Annotated in this window: 21 protein-coding genes; 15 read left to right on the forward strand and 6 right to left on the reverse strand. The window is 72.6% G+C overall.

Annotation, left to right across the window (positions count from 1 at the left end; all coding sequences use genetic code 11):
• From WH85_RS51930 to WH85_RS41070, 4 genes are all read left to right on the forward strand, one after another.
• The coding region (locus WH85_RS51930; protein ID WP_045747585.1) for an RHS repeat-associated core domain-containing protein at positions 1 to 1063 on the forward strand (1063 nt) is incomplete at its 5' end.
• Positions 1060 to 1392: a hypothetical protein gene (locus WH85_RS41060; protein ID WP_045747586.1), complete on the forward strand. Its 333-nt coding sequence runs from the start codon at positions 1060 to 1062 to the stop codon at positions 1390 to 1392. The genes WH85_RS51930 and WH85_RS41060, both read left to right, overlap by 4 nt.
• 7 nt (positions 1393 to 1399) lie before the next feature.
• Positions 1400 to 1729 carry a hypothetical protein gene (locus tag WH85_RS41065; protein WP_045747587.1) on the forward strand — a complete coding sequence of 110 codons (330 nt, stop codon included), beginning with the start codon at positions 1400 to 1402 and terminating at the stop codon, positions 1727 to 1729.
• 161 nt (positions 1730 to 1890) lie between these two features.
• Positions 1891 to 2403, forward strand: coding sequence for a DUF1990 domain-containing protein (locus WH85_RS41070; RefSeq protein ID WP_083449654.1), 513 nt, complete (start codon positions 1891 to 1893; stop codon positions 2401 to 2403).
• On the opposite strand, the gene WH85_RS41075 is transcribed toward WH85_RS41070, so the two are convergent.
• Together WH85_RS41075 and WH85_RS47855 are read right to left on the reverse strand one after the other, a co-directional pair.
• Positions 2389 to 3141 carry a YwiC-like family protein gene (locus WH85_RS41075; RefSeq protein ID WP_045747588.1) on the reverse strand — a complete coding sequence of 251 codons (753 nt, stop codon included), beginning with the start codon at positions 3139 to 3141 and terminating at the stop codon, positions 2389 to 2391. The genes WH85_RS41070 and WH85_RS41075 overlap by 15 nt on opposite strands.
• A 115-nt stretch (positions 3142 to 3256) precedes the next feature.
• Positions 3257 to 3712, reverse strand: coding sequence for a hypothetical protein (locus tag WH85_RS47855; RefSeq protein ID WP_052721173.1), 456 nt, complete (start codon positions 3710 to 3712; stop codon positions 3257 to 3259).
• A 267-nt stretch (positions 3713 to 3979) separates the two neighbouring features.
• Between WH85_RS47855 and WH85_RS41085 the strand changes: the two genes are divergently transcribed.
• The 3 genes from WH85_RS41085 to WH85_RS41095 all read left to right on the forward strand — a co-directional run bounded on the left by WH85_RS41085 (position 3980) and on the right by WH85_RS41095 (position 6500).
• Positions 3980 to 4534: an isochorismatase family protein gene (locus WH85_RS41085; protein ID WP_045747589.1), complete on the forward strand. Its 555-nt coding sequence runs from the start codon at positions 3980 to 3982 to the stop codon at positions 4532 to 4534.
• Entirely contained in the window at positions 4531 to 5121 is a 591-nt protein-coding gene (locus WH85_RS41090) for a class I SAM-dependent methyltransferase (protein ID WP_045747590.1), read from the forward strand. The genes WH85_RS41085 and WH85_RS41090 overlap by 4 nt, the downstream gene beginning before the upstream one ends.
• Before the next feature lie 167 nt (positions 5122 to 5288).
• Positions 5289 to 6500 carry an MFS transporter gene (locus tag WH85_RS41095; RefSeq protein ID WP_045747605.1) on the forward strand — a complete coding sequence of 404 codons (1212 nt, stop codon included), beginning with the start codon at positions 5289 to 5291 and terminating at the stop codon, positions 6498 to 6500.
• Positions 6501 to 8131: 1631 nt separating this feature from the next.
• Here WH85_RS41095 and WH85_RS41100 read toward each other — a convergent pair.
• Positions 8132 to 8719: a DoxX family protein gene (locus tag WH85_RS41100; protein WP_045747591.1), complete on the reverse strand. Its 588-nt coding sequence runs from the start codon at positions 8717 to 8719 to the stop codon at positions 8132 to 8134.
• A 155-nt stretch (positions 8720 to 8874) separates the two neighbouring features.
• Positions 8875 to 9831: a universal stress protein gene (locus WH85_RS54270; RefSeq protein ID WP_245674315.1), complete on the reverse strand. Its 957-nt coding sequence runs from the start codon at positions 9829 to 9831 to the stop codon at positions 8875 to 8877.
• A 214-nt stretch (positions 9832 to 10045) separates the two neighbouring features.
• Here WH85_RS54270 and WH85_RS41110 point away from each other — a divergent pair, with 214 nt between their 5' ends.
• The 3 genes from WH85_RS41110 (at position 10046) to WH85_RS41120 (ending at position 11389) form a co-directional block, all read left to right on the forward strand.
• Positions 10046 to 10279, forward strand: a complete 234-nt coding sequence (locus WH85_RS41110) for a hypothetical protein (protein WP_045747592.1) — start codon at positions 10046 to 10048, stop codon at positions 10277 to 10279.
• A gap of 17 nt (positions 10280 to 10296) precedes the next feature.
• A complete protein-coding gene (locus WH85_RS41115) occupies positions 10297 to 10863 on the forward strand; it encodes a histidine phosphatase family protein (protein ID WP_045747593.1) in 567 nt (188 codons plus the stop codon).
• Positions 10864 to 10975: 112 nt separating this feature from the next.
• The gene (locus WH85_RS41120) at positions 10976 to 11389 is read left to right on the forward strand and encodes a hypothetical protein (protein ID WP_045747594.1); all 414 of its coding nucleotides are present in this window, start codon (positions 10976 to 10978) and stop codon (positions 11387 to 11389) included.
• A 9-nt stretch (positions 11390 to 11398) separates the two neighbouring features.
• Here WH85_RS41120 and WH85_RS41125 read toward each other — a convergent pair whose 3' ends face one another.
• Positions 11399 to 13705 (reverse strand): helix-turn-helix domain-containing protein, encoded by a 2307-nt coding sequence (locus tag WH85_RS41125; protein WP_157411541.1) that lies wholly within the window; start codon positions 13703 to 13705, stop codon positions 11399 to 11401.
• A 192-nt stretch (positions 13706 to 13897) separates the two neighbouring features.
• Between WH85_RS41125 and WH85_RS41130 the strand changes: the two genes are divergently transcribed.
• Both WH85_RS41130 and WH85_RS41135 read left to right on the forward strand, forming a co-directional pair.
• Positions 13898 to 14779 (forward strand): alpha/beta hydrolase family protein, encoded by an 882-nt coding sequence (locus tag WH85_RS41130; RefSeq protein ID WP_425394691.1) that lies wholly within the window; start codon positions 13898 to 13900, stop codon positions 14777 to 14779.
• A gap of 74 nt (positions 14780 to 14853) precedes the next feature.
• Positions 14854 to 15957, forward strand: a complete 1104-nt coding sequence (locus tag WH85_RS41135; RefSeq protein WP_045747595.1) for a hypothetical protein — start codon at positions 14854 to 14856, stop codon at positions 15955 to 15957.
• 54 nt (positions 15958 to 16011) lie between these two features.
• On the opposite strand, the gene WH85_RS41140 is transcribed toward WH85_RS41135, so the two are convergent.
• A complete protein-coding gene (locus tag WH85_RS41140; protein WP_045747596.1) occupies positions 16012 to 16662 on the reverse strand; it encodes a hypothetical protein in 651 nt (216 codons plus the stop codon).
• Positions 16663 to 16846: 184 nt separating this feature from the next.
• On the opposite strand from WH85_RS41140, the gene WH85_RS41145 reads away from it, so the two are divergent.
• The 3 genes from WH85_RS41145 (at position 16847) to WH85_RS41155 (ending at position 20425) form a co-directional block, all read left to right on the forward strand.
• Positions 16847 to 18127 (forward strand): efflux RND transporter periplasmic adaptor subunit, encoded by a 1281-nt coding sequence (locus tag WH85_RS41145; RefSeq protein WP_045747597.1) that lies wholly within the window; start codon positions 16847 to 16849, stop codon positions 18125 to 18127.
• A gap of 64 nt (positions 18128 to 18191) precedes the next feature.
• Complete coding sequence (locus WH85_RS41150; RefSeq protein WP_245674316.1) at positions 18192 to 18938, forward strand: response regulator transcription factor; 747 nt, start codon at positions 18192 to 18194, stop codon at positions 18936 to 18938.
• Positions 18938 to 20425: a sensor histidine kinase gene (locus tag WH85_RS41155; RefSeq protein ID WP_342669826.1), complete on the forward strand. Its 1488-nt coding sequence runs from the start codon at positions 18938 to 18940 to the stop codon at positions 20423 to 20425. Before WH85_RS41150 ends, WH85_RS41155 begins: the two co-directional genes overlap by 1 nt.
• The last annotated feature ends 14 nt before the right edge of the window (positions 20426 to 20439 follow it).

Genomic DNA, 20439 nt, shown 5'->3' on the forward strand with positions numbered 1-20439 from the left:
GCCGCCGGTTCCGGGGACGGCCTGGTCGGGGAACCCGTACCACTACGCGGGCAACGATCCGGTCGGCCGTGCGGACCCGTCGGGCCTGCGGCCGGTCACCGACGCCGAGCTGCGGTCCTACCGGGACGACATGGGCAGCGGCTTCTTCGAGGACGCCGCGGATTGGGTGGGCGACAACTGGGAGTACCTCGCCGCCGGGGCGATGGTCGTCGGCGGTGTGGCGCTGATGTTCACCGGCGTCGGCGGCCCGGCGGGGATCGCGTTGATGGCGGCGTCCGGCGGTCTGCTGGCCGGCGGGATCAGTGCCGGGGTGCAGAAGTTCACGACCGGTGAGGTGGACTGGGGTCAGGTCGCGGTCGACGGCCTGATCGGTGCCGCCGGTGGCGGACTGGGCGCGGGTGCGGCGGCGGTGGCGAGCAACTCGGCCCGGCTCGCCGCGACGAACCCGTTCGTCCGGGAGTTGGCGATCAACGGCGCCGAGTCGGTGGTCGGCGGCGGCGTCGAACGCGGCCTCACCGGCGGCGACATCTTCAACCCCCGCGCCCTCGCAACGGACCTGCTCAGCGGCGGAACGGTCCCCGCCCCCGGCGGCCGGGTGGGCGGCAGCGGCGCCGCCGACGACCTGGTCGACGTCTACCGCTTCCACACCGCCGCCGACCCGAGCACGCTGCGCTCGCCCCTCTCCGACCACCCGGACATCCAGGATTGGGTGAGGGCGAACCGGCTGAGCACCCCCGAGCAGCTGCGGGCGGCAGCGGAGGCGCACGCCACCGGCAACACCTCGCTCAGCCCGTTCGTCAGCGTCACCACCGACCCGCTCGCCGCAGCCCGCACCACCGACCCCGGACTGTCCGCGATCATCAACGGCACACCGCATCCGGCCTACCGGCAGGCGCCGGACCTGAGCCACTTCCAGGTGCCCCGGGACCGGGTGGTCTGGCCGTCCAACCAATTGTCCCTCTCGGAGGGTGAAGGCCTGTTCCACGGTGACGACTTGGCCGACTTCCTGGTGGATACTCGTCCGAACCCCTTCCCGATGAGCCCGCCCGGAGGCGTTCCATGATCGATCGCTCCGAGTTCGACGACGTGATCGTGACGGTGGCGCACCCGTGGGGAGACATCGACGCGACCCTGACCGAGTGGGCGTCGCGAGGTCCGGGCGCACGGCCGCTCGTCACGATCGTCCGGGCCCGGCGCCGATCCACCGGACGCCCGGTGTCCCTCGAGGAGATCCCGCTCGAATACCACAACACCCGGCACGGCCGCACCCTGCAACGCGAGGGCCGGCTGCCGACGCCGTGGGGCCCGCCACCGGACGACGTGCAGCAGGCCCCGCTGTCGGCCCTGCCGCCGGAGATCCGAGACCGCATCCGCCGCGACCGGGGAGAATGAACCGACGATGCTGGAACGCTCCGAGTTCGACGACGTGATCGTGACGGTGGCGCACCCGTGGGGCAACGGCCACACCAGCCTCGCCCAGTGGGCGGCGACCGGCCCGGACGCGGCCCGGCCGTTGGTGCGGATCAGCGCCGCCCACCGGCAGTCCACCGGCGAGGCGGTGCCGCTCGACGAGATCCCCCTCGAGTACCACAACACCCGCCGCAGCCGCCGCCTCCAGCGCGAGGGGCTGCTCCCCACCCCGTGGGGGCCGCCGCCCGACGACCCGCCGTTGCCCGACCTGCCGCCGGACACGCCCCCCGCGATCCGGGAGATCCTGGAGAACGAATGACCGGCCGGCGCCGTCCCGGCCTGCCGTCGGAGAGGCGGAAGCCCGGGGACAGCGGCCGACGGGTGTGGCGGGCCCGGTCGGTTCTGCTGCCGGCGATGCGGGAGTGGCGGAGAACGACTGACGGGTGAGCGGCCCGGCCCGTCCGGCGGTAGCGTGGATCAATGCGGTTCGGGCCGGCCTCTGCCGCGTTCACCTATGCGGAGGTGGGCGCCACCCGTGACGTGCCGCTGCCCGCCGGTTACCGCTGGATCCGCCGCGACGTCGAGATCGGCGCCGGGCAGGAGGCCTTCGAGCGGGCAGCCGCCGGACTCATGCACTGGGAGATGCACCGGGCCGCCGGCTTGTCGGTGCTGCGAGGGTCCGCCCCGCACGCCATCCCCGGTGCCGTGGTGATCCTCGGACTGCTCGGCCTGACCTTCCCGTGCCGGGTGGTGTACTGCCTGGACAACCCCCGGCAGCGCGGGTTCGCCTATGGCACCCTGGGCGGCCACCCGGAGCGCGGCGAGGAGGCGTTCGCCGTACACCTGACCGAGGCGGGCCGGGTCCGCTTCCGGATCACCGCGTTCTCCCGGCCCGCGTCCGCGCTGGCCCGAGCCGGCGGTCCACTCACCACCCTGGCCCAGGAGTTGGCGACCTCCCGCTATCTGCGAGCGATCCGTTCACTGGCCGCCTGACCACGCTGCGAGCAGGACCAGGACGCATGCGCCGATCTCGATCAGGCCCACCCGTTTCGGTGTCAGCGGCCGCCCGGGCAGCGACCAGGCGCGGACCAGCAGCAGCGCGAACACCAGCGCGGGCACGACCCCGATCACCGCCGCTGCCGCGAACGCCAGCAGGTGATAGAGCACCGACCCCCGGGTGTACGCGACAACGCCCCGTTCCCGGATCATCGTCTTGACGAACAGCACCGTGCCCGCGAAGTACAGCAGCACGATCAGCCCGGCGACCGCGACCCGTGTCGGCGCGACGCCCGCGACCACGGCGACCACCGGCACCATCAGGCAGCTCTGCACCACCGACGCCAGATCGTTGACCAGCGCCCGTTCCCGCCGCCGCCAGGCGAACCACCCGTTGACCGCGAGCAGCACCGTGTAGGCCGGGGCGAACCACAGCAGTTGCGGCCGGGCGACCAGCACCGGGATCGCCAGGGCCGCGGTGACCGGACCGTAGAGCAGCAACGGCTCCCGGAACCGTCCCGGCCGCCGCGTCTTGACGGCCTGAAACGCGTAGTAAGAGAACAGGTATCCGCCCAGCCACGCCCCGAGCAACGGCAGGTCCAGCCAGTGGAAGCCGCCCACCACGATCCCGGCGAGGTAGGGCACGAGCAGCATCGCCCACGCCCCGTGCTGCGGCGGCAGGAACGTGCGGACGGTGCGCCGACGCGGGGCCGGCCCCGCGGTGACGGTCGCCATGCGGCCACGCTAGGCCGCCGACCGCCTCGTTCCCCAGGGCCCTTCGGCCCACCGATACCGACATGCCGAGAAGTCTGCACCCTGCCCCAGGGGCCGGCTCAAGCCCGATGCGGGATCAGGAGAAGGCGAGACCGAGGAAACCGGCCCCCATCGCCAGGCAGAGCGCGCCCAAGCCGATCACCAGCAGCGTCACCTGCCAGGCCTGGTAGGCGCCGAGCAACGCCCCGCGCAGGGTCTCGCCCATGAAGGCGGTCTCGCGCAGCCTGCTCAGCTTCTCGTCCTCGTCGCCGGCCTGGATCTCGGCGGTGATCTCCGCGTAGGTGCGGCCACCGGTCGCACTCGCCACGTGCGCGCCGATCAGTGTGGAGTAGGCGCGGGCCTCGGTCCCGGTGCGGACCGTGCGGCCGGCGTACGCGTCGAGGCCGGCCGGCAGGTGGTCGGCCGGGAAGCTGATCCGCTGGCGGGCGAGTTCCGCGGTGACGCTGCGCCGACCGATCAGGCCCTGCGCGATCATGATGACGGCGGCGGCGATCAGGGCGATGCCGACCAGCGCGAAAAGAGTGGCGATCATGCACTCAGCCAAGCGCCGCGGGTGCACGCCGGGCAGGGCCGCAGGTCCCACCCCGGCCGGGCCGCCCGGCTCCCGCACCGCTCCGATCGGTACCCGCCCGGCTCCCGCACCGCTCCGACCGGTACCCGCCCGGGCTGAGAGGGGACGGCCGCTCGCCTACCTGTGACGTCCGTACAGCGTCCACCTCGCCCGGCGTAACGGTTTTCCCGCTCCCGGACCGGCGCCGGCCGAGGTCCGCGCCTCGTACCGCCGGTCTAGGGTTTCAGCATGACGACTCTGACGGACCGTCCCCACACCGCACTGCTGGTCATCGACGTGCAGAAAGGCGTGGTCGCGGGCGCACCCCGGCGCGACGACGTCATCGCCAACATCAACACGCTGATCAGCCGGGCCCGCGCCACCGACGTGCCGGTGGTCTGGGTGCAGCACTCCGACGACGACCTGGCCCGCGACAGCGACGACTGGCAGTACGTGCCGGAGCTGCGCCGCGACGAGACCGAGCCGCTGATCCACAAGAATTACGGCGACTCGTTCGAAGCCACCGAACTCGAGCAGGTCCTCGCCGCCCGGGGCATCGGCAAGCTGGTCGTCACCGGCGCGCAGAGCGACGCGTGCATCAGGGCCACCCTGCACGGCGGATTCGTCAGGGGATACGACGTGACCCTCGTCTCCGACGCGCACACCACCGAAGACCTGACGAAGTACGGCGCACCCGCTCCCGAGCAGGTCATCGCGCACACCAACCTCTACTGGCAGTGGCAGGGCGGCCCCGGGCGCACCGCCGAGACCGTCGAAACCGCGAAGGTCGACTTCACCTCATGACCAGCGACAACCTCTGGCTCCGTCAGATCGCCGAGAACCCGGGCCACTCCCAGTGGTACATCGACCGCTTCAAGGCCATGGCCGACCGCGGCGACGACCTGGGCGGTGAGGCCCGCATGATCGACGCCATGCTGCCGCGTGCCGCCCGCATCCTGGACGCGGGCTGCGGCACCGGCCGCGTCGGCGGTCTGCTGGCCGCCACCGGCCACCAGGTCACCGGCGTCGACCTCGACCCGGTGCTGATCGAGGAAGCCCGGCGCAACCACCCGGGCTCCACCTGGCAGGTCGGCGACCTGTCCGAGCTGGCACTGGACACCCGCTTCGACCTGATCGTCTGCGCGGGCAACGTGGTGACCTTCGCCGGCCCGTCCAGCCGGCCGGCGATCCTGTCCCGCTTCCACGAACACCTGGCGCCGGGCGGGCGCGCGGTGGTCGGCTTCGGCGCCGGCCGGGGTTACGACTTCGACGACTTCCTCACCGACGCGGAGAAAGCCGGCCTGGCCGCCGACCTGCTCCTGTCGACGTGGGACCTGCGCCCGTACAGCCCTGGAGCGGACTTCCTGGTCGCTGTCCTGCGCCCCGCCTGACCCCTCTCCTGTCGATGCCGGCATCTTCCGTGAGACCTTCTCGGGAGGTGTGGGGTCCCGCCGGTCCGGGGCCAACGTCCCTGCCGAGCGGACCGTGATCGCGGAAGCCTGAGGTCAGGGTCCCGCATCACCGGCGGGACATCCCGGCACGGACAGTGGAGTTCGACATGAGCACAACCCCGGCACTGGCGGACCGTTCCGTCGGCGCATCACGCCCCGGCCTGATGCTCGCCGTCGCCACCCTCGGCTTCGCGGTCAACTTCTGGGCGTGGGCACTCCTCAGCCCCCTCGCCACCACCTTCCAGACCGTCCTCGGACTGAGCGCGTTCCAGCAGGCACTGCTGGTGGCCGTACCCGTCGTGGTCGGCTCGGTCGGCCGGATCCCGGTCGGCGCCCTCACCGACCGGTACGGCGGCCGGGTGATGTTCCCGCTGGTCTCGCTCGCCACCATCGTCCCGGTCCTCTACCTGGGCCTCCTCGGGCACGACTCGCTGACCGCCCTGCTGATCGGCGGCTTCTTCCTCGGCGTCGGCGGCACCACCTTCGCCGTCGGCGTCCCCTTCGTCAACGCCTGGTTCCCGCCACAGCGCCGCGGATTCGCGGTCGGCGTGTTCGGCATGGGCATGGGCGGCACCGCGATCAGCGCCCTCACCACGGTCAAACTGGTCGACGCGACGAGCACGCCCGTCCCGTTCCTGATCACAGCGGCTGCCCTCGCGGCGTACGCACTGCTCTCCTGGCTGGTCCTGCGCGACGCCCCGAACCGCCCGGTCCCGGCGTCCCCGCTGAACGCCCGCCTCCGCGCCGTACTCCGGCTGCGCGTCACCCGGCAGGCTTCCGCCCTGTACGCGGTCGCGTTCGGCGGGTACGTTGCCTTCTCCGTCTACCTGCCCGCCTACCTGAAGACGGCGTACGCGCTGACCCAGGCCGACGCCGCCAACCGGATGGCCGGATTCGTCCTGCTGGCAGTGCTGATGCGCCCGGCCGGCGGCTGGCTGTCGGACCGCTACACCCCGAGCCGGGTGCTCGCCGTGGCCCTGAGCGTGGTAGCCACAGGCGCCACCGTCCAATCCTTCACCCCCGCCCTGGCGCCGATCGGCACCATGGCGTTCCTGGCGATGGCGGCCGCCCTCGGCGCGGGAAGCGGCGCGACGTTCGCCCTGGTCGCCCAGGTGGCGCCGGCCGACCAGGTCGGTTCGGTGACGGGGGTGGTCGGTGCGGCGGGCGGGCTGGGCGGATTCGTGCCGCCGTTGGTGATGGGCGCGATCTACGGCCGGTTCCAGTCGTACGCGCTGGGCCTCGTCCTGTTGGGCGTGGTCGCGGCGGGCGCGTTGTTGCTGGACGTGCTCTCGGTAGCCCGCCGTCCAGCCACAGCCTGACCCGCCGCTCAGCCCTCGCGTCGAGGTCCCGTTCAGCCACAGCCTGACCCGCCGCTCAGCCCTCGCGTCGAGGTCCCGTCCAGCCACAGCCTGACCCGCCGCTCAGCCCTCGCGTCGAGGTCCCGTTCAGCCCTTGCGTCGAGGTCTCGCTCAGCCCTCGTGCCGAGGTCCCGTGCCGAGGCTCCGCCAAGGTTCCGTGCCGAGGTCCCGCCGACGTCTTGCGCCGAGGCCCGCCACACGAACGCACCCGACACCGCATCGGGTGCGTTCACCTCTTGCTAGGGCGGCACCCGCACCCGCACCGGTGATCGGGCGGGTTCACCTCTCGCTGGGGCGGTATCCGTACCCGCATCAGTGATCAGGTGCATTCGCCATCGTCGAGGCGGGCAGTCGTACCCGATGCGGTATCGGGTACGACCGCCATCTCGGTTGGGACAGTGGCCCCACCCGTACTCGTGATCGGGTGCGGCCACAGTCGTCGAGGCGGGCAGCCGCACCCGAACCTGTGATCGGGGTCGTTCACCACCGCAACCGGGGAGGTGAACGACCCCGTTTTCGCGATCGGGTGCGCTCACCGCCGCGATCCGGATGGTCACCGCACCCGATCACAGGTTCGGGTGCGGTGACCTTCGTCGAGGCGGGTGGTCGTACCCGATGCGGTATCGGGTGCGTTCGTCATCGGTTGGGACAGTGAACGCACCCGTACTCGTGATCGGGTGTGTTCGTCATGCCGGTTGGGGCAGTGGGCGTACCCATAACCGTGATCAGGGGCGTTCGCCGCCGCGACCGGGATGGCGAGCGACCCCGATGCGGTATCGGGTGCGGTGACCGTCGGGGCGGTGGGTAATCGCACTCGAGGTCGCATCGGGTGCGTTGACCATCACGGTCGGGGTGGTGGGCGCCCCCGATCACGGAAACGGGGTCGTTCACCATCGGGGCTGGGGTGGTGGGCGAACCCGCGCTCTCGGTCGGGTGCGCTCGTCGTCGCGGAGGCAGTGCTCGCACCCGCTACCGGATCGGGTGCGTTGACCACCGAGGCCGGACGGTGAGGGACCCCGTACCTGTGATCGGGTTCGGTCACCGCTCGAGGTGCTCGAGGTGCTCGAGGTGCTCCAAGTGCTCGAGGTGCTCCAAGTGCTCCAAGTGCATGGTGCGCGACCCCGCCCTCGTGATCGGGTGCGGTCGCCGCTTCGGGGGCCGGTGGGCGTACCCGATCATGGGTTTGGGTTGGTTGGCTGCCCCTGACGGGTGGGTAGGAGCACCCGATACCTGATCGGGTCGGCTCACCGCCGTGATGGGGCCGACCGCTGTGCAGGGCTCTTGCGGGATGGTCCAGCAACGGCGGATGCCGTCTGCGGGAGCGGGGCGTGGAGAAGCCCAGGCCCGGGTGACTGCTGTGAGGGGTGCGCGTGGAGGAGCCCGGCCGAGGGTGACTGCTGTGAGGGGTGCGCGTGGAGAAGCCCGGCCGAGGCCGACTTCTGCGGAGGACGGACGCGGAGAAGCCCGGCCGGGAGAGCCGGCCGGGCTGATACTTCCGGTGCGAGTGCGGTGCGTCGAGGTTGGGAAGGAGCGGGCGGGAAGGAGCGGGCGGAGGGAGCGGGGGGAAGGAGCGGGGGGAAGGAGCGGGCGGGTCAGATGAGCCAGCGGTTCTTGCGGACCAGGGGGAGTTGCGCCCACCGGCGGCCCAGGCCCCAGGTGTGACCGGCGTAGGTCAGGGCCATCAGGGCGGCGCCGATCGCGTACACCACGTGGTAGTCGACCAGCGGGTTGCTTGAACCGGTCGGGTCGCCCGCCGTGGTCGTCGTCGCGAGCGGCCATTCCGCCATCCACATGAAGGCCATCATGAAGGCGGCCGAGACTGCTGCGACCCGTAGGCCGATGCCCAGGATCAGGGCGACGCCGATGCCCAGCAGGCCCAGCATGAACGCCCAGTTCGCCCAGGTCGCGCCGGCGATGCTGTGGAACACGTTCTGGAACGGGCCCACGTCGACCGAGCTGAGGAAGCCTTTTGTCGGCGATCCGCCGTTGATCCAGGCGCGGGCGGCCGGGGTCGAGTAGCCGAGCCCGAAGGTCTTGTCGAGGAAGGCCCAGAGGAAGACGAGCCCGGTGGCGATCCGGAGCACGGCGAGGGCCCGGGCGGCCGTGTGGGTCAGCATCGATCCGGGGGCTTCCACGGTTTCGAGGCTGGTGGTGCTGGTCTCGCGGGGGATGGTGGCCATCTCTGCGGCCCTCCTTGGATGTCGTCTGCACCTATGAATCTCCTCCGTTTCCCGGTTGGGGGACCGTGCCGGAGGACCGTAGGTCCCGCACCCGGGGGCCTGTCCGTTTCGGGACCTTCGGCAGGGTCAGGCCGCCGGGCGGACCTTCGGCAGGGTCAGGCCGCCGGGCGGACCTTCGGCAGGGTCAGGCCGCCGGGCGGGCCGTCGCCCGGTCCAGGTAGACCGGGCAGTCGGCGTGGTGCAGCAGTTGCAGGCCGGTCGAGCCGAGCAGCGCTCCCGCGATGGCCCGGTGGCCGTGGCTGCCGACCACCACGATCCGGCCTGCCTGGGACGCGCTGGTCAGGACGGCCGCCGCGGTGTCGAACGACAGGCGGGTGCTGGTGGGGGCCCCCCGGGGTGTGGTCCGCCACAGGTCGCATTTGTTGTCGCGGGGGGGGCCGGCCGGGGTGTTTCCCCCGCCATGGTTCCAGTTGCTCGTCGAGGTGGGAGCGTTCGGCGGCGTCTTCCTCGGGGGTGGTGACCGTGACCGCCCCGATCGGGTAGACGCCGAGCATCGGCAGCCGGGCGCGGATCACGTCGATGCCGCAGCCGCGTGCCGAGGCCAGTTCGAACGCGCTGCGCAGCACGTGGTCGGCGGTGCTGGAGTCGTCGTATCCGACCACGACCGGGCCGTCGGTGACGTCGCCGCGGCCGCGGACCACCACCACCGGGCAGCTGGCTTGGACGGCGACCCGCTGGCTGACCGAGCCGAGTAGCAGGCTGGCGAATCCGCCGCGGCCGCGGCTGCCGACGACCAGCAGCTCGGCGCTGTCGGATTCGGCGAGTAGCCGGGCGGCCGGGTTGCCGACGAGCACGTCGGTCTCGGTGGTCACTCCGGGGGCGGCGTCGCGGGCCAGGGCCGCGCCGGCTCGTGCGACGGTTTCGGCCATGTGGCGTGCTACGGCGAAGTGGTCGCCGCCGAAGTCGTACCGGGCTTCCGCCCACTCCCAGTCGATCACGTGGGCGATCCGTAGGACGGCGCCGCGGAGCTGGGCTTCACCGGCTGCCCAGCGGACCGCGGCCCGGCTCGAATCGGTTCCGTCGGTGGCCACGATGACGGTGCGCTGCGACATGGCTCCTCCTCTGTCCCGTTTTGAGGAATTCCACGCCGTTCGGCGGTACGGGGGCAGGGCCGTCAGGTCCCGGTACCCGGGACCTTGGTCAGGAGGAAGACCTGTAACACAATGGAAACGCACAGGTACGTCGGTGAAGATCGACGGAGATCGTGCGTCGACGACGGGGGTTCGGGGTAACAGGAAAGATCAACCGTTGAGGGGAGAACGCCGGATGATGATCATGTCGCTGTTGGCCGCGGCGGGACTTTTCGTGCTGCGCCGACCAGCCGTCGCGTCCAGGCCGGACACACCTGTCGTCCTGCCGCCCCTCGCGGACAGCACCGAGGGGCTGTTCGTCGTCCAGCTCCTGCGCGGTGAACTCACCCGTGAGCAGTACCGGGACGCCCTCGCCTGCCTGGCGGCCCGGGATGAGGAACGCCACCCGATGCCCCTGCCCCGGGAGTAGCGCGCCATACTCCGGGGATGGCAGAGATCGTCCTGGTCCGGCACGGACAGACCGAGTGGAGCGCGACGGGACGGCACACGTCGTACACCGATATGGCCTTGACCGCCGAGGGTGAGCGGCAGGCCCGCGCCGTGCGTGACCGCCTGGCCGGGCGCACCTTCGCCGCCGTGCTGAGCAGCCCCCGGCGGCGTGCCCTGCGCACCGCCGAACTGGCCGGGCTGGACGTCACCGAGGTGACCGAGGACCTGGCCGAGTGGAACTACGGCGACTACGAGGGGATCACCACCCGCGACATCCGCGCCGGCCGGCCGGACTGGTCGTTGTGGAGCGACGGCTGTCCCGGCGGTGAGTCCCCGGAGCAGGTCGGCGCGCGGCTCGACCGGGTGCTCGCCCTCGCCCGCGAACTGCTGACCGGTGGCGACGTCGCGCTGGTCGCCCACGGGCACTGTCTGCGGGTCGCCGGCGCCCGCTGGGTGGGTCTGCCCCCGAAAGCCGGTGGCCTGCTGAAACTGGACACGGCCACCGTTTCGGTGCTCGGTTTCGAACACGAGCGGGACGCGGTGCTGGCCGGCTGGAACGCCTGATCCCCGGTGACGCTGCGCTGACACCCGATGCACAGGTTCGGTACATGGTGGCCCACAGGCGTGAGGCGAATCGTGAAGGAACACGAGAGCTTCACCGAGGGAGTCGGACACCATGCTCGTACAGCAGTTGGATCGTGGACCACAGACACCACGCAGCGCACCGGCCGTGGCCGTTCTCGGGCACCGGAGCCGTGTTGCCGGGCTCCCGCAGTACCTTCCGTCCGGCTGGTCGCTGCGGATGCTGCCCGCGCTCGACGACGTCCGCCCCGGTGAGCTGGTGGTGATCAGCGGCGCGACCGTGCACGACGTCCGGCTGGCCCGGGCCGTCCTGCCCCGGGAGACCCGGGTGGTGGCGCTGATCGACGACTGGGCCGCCTCCGAACTCGTCGCCGGGGTGCTCAGTGCGGGCGCCGACGTCTGCGTCCGCGGCGGCCACCCGGCGATCCTGGCCGGGCACCTGGTCGCCTGCCGGCGTCGCCAACTGGTGGAACGCTGGGTGGACACCGGCCTGCCGGAGGCCGCGTGACGGCCCGGTTCAGTGGTCGAGGACCCGGGCCATCTCGGTGCGGGACCGCACGCCCAGGCGGGCGAAGACGTTACGCAGGTGGTGGTCCACGGTCCTCGGGCTGAGCCGCAGTTCCCGGGCCACCTCCCGGTTGGTCGCGCCACCGGCGACCAGCGCGGCGATCCGTTCCTGCTGAGCGGTGAGGGCAGCGGTGAGGGGCGCGGCGTGCACGGGACGACCGGTGCGTTCCCCGGCGGCCCGCAGCTCGCGGATGCTCTGCGCCGCCCACGGCCCGGCGTCCAGCAGCCGGAACGTCTCGGCGGCCCGGCGCAGATGGTCGCGGGCCTCGATGTGGCGTCGCCGCCGTCGCAGGAAACGCCCGTAGAGGAGTTCGGTGCGGGCCCGCGGGAACCCGGCTTCGCCGTCGTGCCGGAGGGCCGCGCCGAAGTGCCCGTCGGCCGCCGCGGGATCGCCGGAACGGAGCGCCCGGCACCGGTCCCGGAGAGCGAGCCAGGCCGGCTGCCCGGTCAGCCCGGCCCACCGGTCGAACGCCGCCGCCACCGGACCGTACTGATCAGAATCGCCCGGCGCGGCCTCCAGCAGATGCGGGACCACCGCGAACCGCAGCAGCGCCGACCCGGGACCGGAGGTCTGCGCCACCACCGCGGCGAGCCGGCCGGTGGCCGCCGGGAACTGCCCGTCGCACAGATCCAGCAGCGCCAGCGCCCAGTCGCCGAGCGGCCGCCACTGGTCGCCGCGGGCGCCGTCGAGGCGTACCCGGGCGGTGTCCCGATCCCCGGCCAGCGCCGCGAGGACCGCGAGAATCGCCAGGTGGGAACTCTCCAGCCGGGGTGACCCCGCACTCCGGGAGATCGCCGCGCCGTCGAGCGCCGCCTCGGTCCCCGCCGCGTAGTCACCGCAGGCCAGCCCGGCCAGCGCCGCCAGTTCGAGGGCTTGCGGCACCAGAACGGTCGTCCCGCGGGCCCGGGCGATCACGGCGGCGCGCTGGGCGCAGGCGGCGGCCCGGCGTCCGTCCCCGGCCAGAATCCCGGCGGTTGCGGCCCGGAGCAATGCCGTCGGCTCACCGACGCCTTCGGCGATGTCCAGGGTACGCCGAAAGCACCGCAGAGCCTCCTCCTCGTCACTGGCGGCGACCGCCGTGAGCCCCGTGACGTGTGCGACGGTGAGCAGGGCCGCCGCCGGTCCGCCGACGTGTTCCGCCGGCGTCGCGTGCCCGCCGCCGCGTGCCGCTCCCGCAAGCGCCCGGTCGTCGATCACCCGGGCGGCGACGGCCCGGAAACGGTCGCGTTCGCCGGGGTGGCCGGCCGCCTCGCCCGCCAGGGCGAGCGCGTGCAGCGCGGCGAGAGGGTCGCTGCCGGTCAGGTCGGCGGCCACGTCCAGGAGCAGGTCACGGGCACCGGGCCGCCCCTGGGCGAGGCGCGTCTCGGCGACCAGGGCCCGGGCCCGCACCTGGACCGGTCCGGTCTGCTGCCGGGCGAGTGGCGTCGCGTGCAGGATCGTCGCGGCGGCATGGGCGCGTCCGGCCAGCCATGCGGCCCGTGCGGCGTGCACCAGCCGGGGCGCCCGGTCGGCGGGCGCGGGTGCGAGCCGGGCCGCCTGCTCCCAGGCCACGGCGGCGTCGCCCGGCAGGGCTTTTCCGGCGGCGTGGACGAGCCGGCGTGCCAGGTCCGCGTCCGGCCCGGTGCACGCCGCGGCCCGGTGGAGCAGCGCCGCCAGCCGTGACGCCCGAACCTCGGCAGCCTCGGCGGTCTCCGGAACCTCGTCTCGTCCAGGCGCTCCGGCGAGAGGCGCGAGGGCGTCCGCGAGCGCCGTATGGGCGGCCTGTCGCCGGTGGAGAGGCATCTCCGCGTACACCGTGGCGGCTATCAACGGCGACGCGAACCGCACGGCCGCGGCGTCGGTGGTGACCACACCCGCCAGTTCGGCCCCGGCGAGGTCAGCGGCGCCCGCCGGCTCCGATGTGGTCGCCGGGGGGAAGGTCGCGGCGGCGGCCAGCAGCACCGGGAGCGGGACGTGCGGGGGAGCGGCGGCCAGGTCGGCCAGGTCGCGGGCCGGGGCCGGCAGGGCGTCGAGCCGCGCGCGGAGGTCCCGCCGCAGCTGGTGGTCCGCGGGCAGGGCGGTGGGCAGGGGCGCGTAGCCGCGGGTCTGCTCCGGCGACAGCGCTCCGGCCAGGGCCACGAGGGCCGCCGGGGTGGTTCCCGCCAGCTCGATCAGGGCGGTGGCCACGTCGTCGGTGATCCCCGGGGCGTACCGGGCGAGCAGGTCGGCGGCCTCCGCCGGAGAGCAACGTTTCTGCACGAGGGGTGCATCAATCATGCGGGCGAGTTTTCCGGTACGGCCGGTGTCACGAAAGGGGCGTGTCGCCGGATTTCGCTGGATGAAATTTCCGCGGTGTTTCCGGGTTGTTGCCGCGGAGCCGGTGGTTTCGCCGATGCGTGCCGCCCCGGACCGTGTCGACACTGACGGGCATCGATTCGTCAACCCGTCCCCGAACCCAGGAGCACCGTCGTGCAACGTACCCCCGCTCGTACCCGGACCCGCCGTCTCCTGCTCGCCGCGGCCGCGGCCGTCGCCCTGATCGCCGGGCCGGGCGCCGTTCCCGCGTCCGCCGCGGCAAGCCCCTACGAACGCGGCCCCGCACCCACCCTCGCCGCCCTGCAGGCCTCCCGCGGGCCGTTCGCGGTCTCCCAGACGTCGGTGTCGCGGCTGGCGGTGACCGGGTTCGGCGGCGGCGAGATCTACTATCCGACCTCGACCAGCGAGGGTACGTTCGGCGCGATCGCCGTCTCGCCGGGCTACACCGCGCTGTGGTCGAGCATCTCGTGGCTGGGCCCGCGCCTGGCCTCGCACGGTTTCGTGGTGATCGGCATCGAGACGCTGACCACCCTGGACCAGCCGGACTCCCGCGGTGACCAGCTGCTCGCCGCGCTGGACTACCTGACCCGGTCCAGTTCGGTGCGGTCCCGCATCGACGCGAGCCGGCTCGCGGTCGCCGGGCACTCGATGGGTGGCGGCGGCAGCCTGGAGGCGGCGAGCGACCGCCCGTCGCTGCAGGCGGCGGTCCCGCTGGCGCCGTGGAACCTGGACAAGTCGTGGACCGAACTGACCGTGCCGACCCTGATCGTCGGCGGCGAGGCGGACACCGTCGCGCCGGTCGCCTCGCACTCGATCCCGTTCTACACCAGCATCCCGGCGTCCGCGGAGAAGGCGTATCTGGAGCTGAACAACGCCAGCCACTTCTTCCCGCAGTCCGTGGACACCTGGACGGCCGTGCAGGCGGTCTCCTGGCTGAAGCGTTTCGTCGACGACGACACCCGCTACGACCAGTTCCTCTGCCCCGGACCGAGTAACCTGTCGATCTCGGACTACCGCACCACCTGCCCGCTCTAGCGCCGTCGTCGGGAGAGGCTCTGAGCTACCACGACCGATACCAGGACTGGTATCAGGAGCCAGGTCGCGCCCGGTTGCGCGGCCTGGCCCGCAATCCGGGTCTGCCGCCGGATCTGCTGCTGCGGGTGATCGACCACCCGGCCGTCGAGTCCTACCACGTCATGGCGCGGCGGGAGTTCACCGACGCGACGTTCGACCTGCTGGCCGCACATCCGGACGCGCGGGTACGGGTCCATCTGGCCGAGGCGGAGGGCGCCACCCCGGGGCAGCGGGCCCGGATGCTCGACGACCCCAGCCCGGAGGTGATCAAGGCGCTGCTGGTGGGCCCGTACGCCCGCTGGTGGGTGCCGTTGCCGCCGGAGGTGACCGGGCAGCCGCCCCGGGAGAGGGTGCGGCCCGTACCGCTGAGCCGTGCCGAGGCCGAGGAGATGGCCCGGGACGACGAGGACGAGTGGCAACGGGCGAGGGCCGCCCTGGAACCGGCGTTGTCCACCGGGACGGTCGGCCGGCTCATGCGGGACCCGCATCCGACGGTCCGGCAGCATGTGGCGATGCGGGCCGGACTGACCGAGGCGGAGCGGGCCGCGATCGACTACCGGGTCGAGCAGGGCGACTACCTGGCGGTCCCGGACTGGGTGCTCGACGCGGACGGCGATCTGCTCACCGCGTGTGTCCGGTCGGCGCATCCGGGGCTGCGGCGGGCCGCGGCGTTCCACCGGGACCTGACCGCGGAGCACATCGCGATCCTGGCTGCCGACGACGACTTCCCGGTGCGCCTGCTGCTCTGCGAGTTCCAGGCCGCGGTGCCGGTCGACGTGGTCGTCCGGACCCATCTGGCCGGGACGACGATCAACATCGGGGACCTGCTCTGGCATCCGGCGCTGCGGGCCGCGGATCTGACGGGGTACGCGGACGACCCGGACCCGGGCGCCCGGGCGCTGGTGCCGCTGGACCGCCGGGCCCCGGCCGGCCTGATCGAGCGGCTCAGCCACGACGCCGATCCCTGGGTGCGCTCCGCGGTGGCCGGCGACGGCCGGTTGTCCGCGGAGAGGGTGCTGGAGCTGTACGCGGACCCGGAGACCACTGCCGCGGCCTCTGCCAACCCACATCTTCCGGTCACGGTGATGGAACGGATCCTGGCCGAGGCGGACCACCTGAGCGGTCCACCCCGGCCATAGGAGACCGTGCCGGCGCCACATCGACGGGGGGACGACGGCGCCGGCACGGAGCTTTCAGGAGCCGGCGGTCGCGGTCGGTTTGAGGACCGAGCAGGTCTCGACGGCCTTCTTCACGGTCGTGTCCGAGGTGTCCAGGTTCGCGGTGTCGGTGACGCCGTTCTCCTTCAGGCAGTTGGTGTACGCGGCATTCGCCCCGTTGCCGCCGCCCTGCTGTCCGCCGCCGCCGTTGTTGCCGCCCCGGCCGGCGCCCATGCTCGGCTTGAGCGACGCGCACGCGGTCTGCGCCTTCTCCCAGGTCGCGTCGTCGACGCCCTCGGGCTGGCTCAGGCCGCCACCGCCGGGGAACCCGCCGCCACCGCGCTGGCCGGCGCTGCCGGACGGGCGGGGCTGGCCGGACGGCCGGGCGCCGCCGTCGCCGCCACCGGGACCGCCGGAGGGCATCGCGCCGCCGGACGGCATCGCGCCGGGCTGCCCGCCGTTGCCGCCGCCGGGACCACCGGACGGCAGGCTGATGGTGACACCGTTCTCGTTCAGGCAGGCGACGTACTCGGTGAAGGCGCTGTTGCCGCCGCCGTTCTGCCCGGTGGAGTCGCTCGCCGTGCTCTCCTCGTCCGTGCCTGCGCAGGCCGCCGTGAACAGCAGTGCCACGGAAGCGATGAGCAGGGCGGCGGCGCGGCGGTGCGCCTTCGAACTGACTAGCGGCACGATGTGTCTCCTGTTCGACCACGGTCTCGCCCCAGGCGGGCGCGACCGTGACAATCAAACGGTCGGACCTGTGCGCAACGTCGGTGGTTGCTAGGAGTTAGCTAAGAATGGTGATCATGGCTTCGAGCGAACTCCCAGGTGGGACCGAGCCCGCGGCGAGGACGGGTCGCCAGACTTGCCGCCCATGGGAGTTGCACTGGCCGGTCGCCGGCGTCTGATCTGGCTCGGCGTGTCGGTCGTCGTGCTCGCGTTGCTCGCCTTCGGCGTGGTGCGTGCGCTGACGGCCGGCGCCACGCGGGAGGAGTCGAAGGCGGCCGAGCCCGCCACGGTGGACAAGGGCGCGGTGACCACCGAGGTGGCCACCACCGGCACCCTGCAGCCGGCGCAGACGCGCAGCCTGTCGTTCGCGGTCAGCAGCACCGTGGAGACGGTCAAGGTGCGGGCCGGTTCGACGGTGGAGGCGGGTCAGGTGCTGGCCACCGTGGACGACACGGATGCCGCCGAGGCCGTCGAGGCGGCGGAGGACGCGCTCTCCGATGCGCGCGACGCGCTGGACGACGCGGAGGACGGTTCCGGCTCCACGTCGGCCGCCGGATCCTCGGGCTGCTCGGGGACCGACGTCGCTGCCGCGTACACCGCAAGCTCGGAAAGCCCCTCGCCCACCGCGACGGTGACCGCCTCGCCGACCCCCACCGTGACGGTGACCGCGACCGCGACGCCCACCGTGACCACGAAGGCGCCCGCCGCGACCACGAAGGCACCGGCCCCGACGACCAAGGCGCCGGCCCCGGGGAAGACCACCGGGTCGAGCGAGTGCACCTCCGGCGGAGGTGGCCAACAGGGCGGCGGTGGCAGCAGCGGTGGTGACGCGATCCTCACCGCCCAGCAGCGGGTGAACAAGGCCGAGGTGACCCTGGAGGAGGCGCAGGAGGCCCTGGAGGGGGCGACCATCACCGCGCCGATCGCCGGCAAGGTCCTCGCGGTCAGCGGCAAGGTCGGCAGCCAGGTCAGTTCCGGTTCGACCTTCGTCAGCCTCGCCGACGTGTACGACATGCAGATCAGCGCCGACTTCCCGGAGGCCGACGCGGATCGTCTGGAGGTCACCCAGAAGGCCGTGATCACGCTCGCCGACCGGGCGGGCGAGACGTTCGAGGCCACCGTGGTGCAGGTCGACCCGGTCGGTACGAGCGACGGCACCCTGACCCGGTTCGGCGTGGTGCTCTCCTTCGACACCGCGCCGGAGGAGTTGCTGGTCGGGCAGAGCGCCGCGGTCCGGGTCACCACCGGCAGCAAGGACGACGTGATCCGGGTGCCGAGCACCGCGGTGCACGGCGTCGCCGGGGAGAACGGCACGGTCCTCAAGGACGGTGCGGAGACGAAGGTGACGATCGGCCTGCGCGGCGATCAGTACACCGAGGTGGCCTCCGGGCTCGCTGTCGGCGACGTGGTGGCGAAGTCGTGGTAGGCGTCTCAGCCTGTTCCTGATCCTTTCATAGCGAATTCAAAGAAAGCGCTGATAGTTCTCTACGGTGCTCTCCGAAACCCGCGGCAACGTGGCCCTCAGTGACTCTGCGGCGCGGCCGTCCCGCGTCCTCGTCGTCGACGACGAGCCGAACATCTCCGCGCTGCTCAGCGCGACGTTACGGCTCGTCGCCTTCGACGTCCGGGTCGCCGAGACCGGCCACAGCGCCCTGGTCGCGGTGAGTGAGTTCGAACCGGACCTGATCGTCCTGGACGTCATGCTCCCGGACGTGGACGGTCTCGAGGTGGCCCGGCGGCTGCGTGCCGCCGGGTCCCGGGTCCCGGTTCTGTTCCTCACGGCACGCGACGCGGTGGAGGATCGCATCCTGGGACTGTCGGCCGGCGCGGATGACTACGTCACCAAGCCGTTCAGTCTCGAGGAGGTCGTGCTACGGATACGCGCGATCCTGCGGCGCAGCCAGCCGGAGGAGCCGAAACCGGACACCGGGATCCTGCGGTACGCGGATCTCGAGCTGGACGAGGACGCCCACGAGGTACGCCGCGCGGGGCGGCTGATCGAGCTGTCCCCGACCGAGTTCAACCTGCTGCGCTACCTGATGATCAACTCGGGCCGGGTGGTCAGCAAGGCGCAGATCCTGGACCGGGTCTGGAAGTACGACTTCGGCGGCGACGGCCGCATCGTGGAGTCCTACGTCTACTACCTGCGCCGCAAGATCGACCGGACCGATCCGCCGCTGATCCACACGGTCCGCGGCGTGGGCTACGCCCTGAGGCTTCCGCGCGGCGAGGAGTAGTGCTGCGTCGCTGGCGGCACTGGACCCTGCGTTCTCGCCTCGTCCTGGTCGTCGGCGTCCTCAGCGCGGTCGCCCTGATCGTGGCGAACGTCGCCGGCGTGCTGCTGATCCGCAACTACCTGCAGGACCGGATCGACGAGCAGCTGCTCGGCATCAGCCGGCCGCTCTCCTCGGCCGAGCCGATGCCCGGCGGGTTCCTCCCGCGCAACCGTTTCCGGATCGGTCCGGACCAGGTGACGTACGCCTACCTGCCGGACGGCACCCTGGAGCCGGACCGCAGCTCCACCCCGAACGGCAGCCGCCCGGCCGCCCCCACGCTGGCGGAGGTGGCGGCCCGGGCGCTGAGCCCGGAGCCGTACACGATCGAGGCGCCGGACGGCACGGACTGGCGGGTGATCGCGGTGGGCCGTCCCGGCACCGGCGAGTACACCCTGGTCGGGTCGTCGCTGGTCGAGGTGCAGCAGACCACCGAACAGCTCCTGCTGATCGACGCCGGGGTGATGGTGCTGCTGCTGGGGCTGCTCGGTTCGGGCGCCGCGTTCGTGGTCCGGCTGGGGCTGCGCCCGCTCACCGAGATGGAACGTGCGGCGGCCGGCATCTCGGCCGGTGAGCTGTCGACCCGTGTCCCGACCGATCCGCACACCGAACCCGGCCGGCTCGGCCTGGCACTGAACGCGATGCTGGGCCGGATCGAGACCGAGATGGAGGAGCGGACCGCCTCCGAGAATCGGCTGCGTCAGTTCGTCGCGGACGCCTCGCACGAGTTGCGGACCCCGCTGACCTCGATCCGCGGGTTCGCCGAGCTGTACCGGCGCGGCGGGGCCGCGCCCGGACCGCAGCTGGACGAGACGATGGCCCGGATCGAGGGCGAGGCCGGCCGGATGGGCGTGCTGGTCGAGGACCTGCTGCGGCTGGCCCGGCTGGACCGGCAGCGCACCCTGGACCTGCGCCGGGTGGACCTGCTGGAGATCGCCGCGGACACCATCCGGGACGCGCACGCCCGCGTCCCGGACCGCCCGGTGCTGCTCTCCGGGCTCGACGACGACGAGGACACCTTCGAGCCGGCGACCGTGCTCGGCGACGACCACGGGCTGCGCCAGGTCGCCACCAACCTGGTGGCGAACGCGCTCAGCCACACGCCGGACGGGGCGCCCATCACAGTCCGGGTGGGCCTCGGGACGGTGACCGTCACGACGGGGGCGGTCCGTTCCGGCCCGGCTACCCTCAGTGAGGGCGAGTCGGCGGCGATCCTGGAGGTCGAGGACGGCGGCAAGGGCGTTCCGGCCGAACACGCGCACCGGGTCTTCGAACGCCTGTTCCGGGCCGATCCGAGTCGTACCCGTGCCAAAGGTGGAGGTTCCGGGCTTGGCCTGGCCATCGTGGCGGCGATCGTGCACGGTCACGGCGGCTGGGTCGAGTTGCACGAGACGCCCGGCGGCGGGGCCACCTTCCGGGTGATCCTCCCGGCCATTCGTGACGCCGTGTGAGGTTCCGAGCTGGC

It is taken from the genome of Actinoplanes rectilineatus (assembly GCF_000962825.1).
Lineage (GTDB): Bacteria > Actinomycetota > Actinomycetes > Mycobacteriales > Micromonosporaceae > Actinoplanes > Actinoplanes rectilineatus.

Bases quoted from the DNA above. Each gene is read 5' to 3' on its own strand.
- WH85_RS41060 (WP_045747586.1), top strand. From the start codon at position 1,060: ATGATCGATCGCTCCGAGTTCGACGACGTGATCGTGACGGTGGCGCAC.
- WH85_RS41065 (WP_045747587.1), top strand. From the start codon at position 1,400: ATGCTGGAACGCTCCGAGTTCGACGACGTGATCGTGACGGTGGCGCAC.
- WH85_RS41070 (WP_083449654.1), top strand. From the start codon at position 1,891: ATGCGGTTCGGGCCGGCCTCTGCCGCGTTCACCTATGCGGAGGTGGGC.
- WH85_RS41075 (WP_045747588.1), bottom strand. From the start codon at position 3,141: ATGGCGACCGTCACCGCGGGGCCGGCCCCGCGTCGGCGCACCGTCCGC.
- WH85_RS47855 (WP_052721173.1), bottom strand. From the start codon at position 3,712: ATGATCGCCACTCTTTTCGCGCTGGTCGGCATCGCCCTGATCGCCGCC.
- WH85_RS41085 (WP_045747589.1), top strand. From the start codon at position 3,980: ATGACGACTCTGACGGACCGTCCCCACACCGCACTGCTGGTCATCGAC.
- WH85_RS41090 (WP_045747590.1), top strand. From the start codon at position 4,531: ATGACCAGCGACAACCTCTGGCTCCGTCAGATCGCCGAGAACCCGGGC.
- WH85_RS41095 (WP_045747605.1), top strand. From the start codon at position 5,289: ATGAGCACAACCCCGGCACTGGCGGACCGTTCCGTCGGCGCATCACGC.
- WH85_RS41100 (WP_045747591.1), bottom strand. From the start codon at position 8,719: ATGGCCACCATCCCCCGCGAGACCAGCACCACCAGCCTCGAAACCGTG.
- WH85_RS54270 (WP_245674315.1), bottom strand. From the start codon at position 9,831: ATGTCGCAGCGCACCGTCATCGTGGCCACCGACGGAACCGATTCGAGC.
- WH85_RS41110 (WP_045747592.1), top strand. From the start codon at position 10,046: ATGATGATCATGTCGCTGTTGGCCGCGGCGGGACTTTTCGTGCTGCGC.
- WH85_RS41115 (WP_045747593.1), top strand. From the start codon at position 10,297: ATGGCAGAGATCGTCCTGGTCCGGCACGGACAGACCGAGTGGAGCGCG.
- WH85_RS41120 (WP_045747594.1), top strand. From the start codon at position 10,976: ATGCTCGTACAGCAGTTGGATCGTGGACCACAGACACCACGCAGCGCA.
- WH85_RS41125 (WP_157411541.1), bottom strand. From the start codon at position 13,705: ATGATTGATGCACCCCTCGTGCAGAAACGTTGCTCTCCGGCGGAGGCC.
- WH85_RS41145 (WP_045747597.1), top strand. From the start codon at position 16,847: ATGGGAGTTGCACTGGCCGGTCGCCGGCGTCTGATCTGGCTCGGCGTG.